Origin of the sequence: Shewanella sp. AS16 (assembly GCF_021412365.1) — a bacterium.
In the GTDB taxonomy this organism is placed as follows: Bacteria; Pseudomonadota; Gammaproteobacteria; order Enterobacterales; family Shewanellaceae; genus Shewanella; species Shewanella salipaludis.
The window spans coordinates 1-347 of sequence record NZ_JAKCLK010000098.1 but is presented as its reverse complement, the minus strand read 5'-3'; the positions used below and the strand labels follow the sequence as shown (position 1 = coordinate 347).

Annotated in this window: 1 protein-coding gene; it reads left to right on the top strand. The window is 49.9% G+C overall.

Features of this window, described 5'->3' with window-relative positions:
* On the top strand, positions 1–347 hold a 347-nt coding region (locus LZP73_RS19515), incomplete at both ends, for a Tn3 family transposase (protein WP_234236577.1).

Genomic DNA, 347 nt, shown 5'->3' with positions numbered 1-347 from the left:
TGCCGACTATGGCGTGCTGAATGATATTGCCAGAGGGCAATCAGATCCCCGAAAAATAGTCCTTCAGTGGGACGAAATGATCCGGACCGCTGGCTCCCTGAAGCTGGGCAAAGTACAGGTTTCAGTGCTGGTCCGTTCATTGCTGAAAAGTGAACGTCCTTCCGGACTGACTCAGGCAATCATTGAAGTGGGGCGCATCAACAAAACGCTGTATCTGCTTAATTATATTGATGATGAAGATTACCGCCGGCGCATTCTGACCCAGCTTAATCGGGGAGAAAGTCGCCATGCCGTTGCCAGAGCCATCTGTCACGGTCAAAAAGGTGAGATAAGAAAACGATATACCG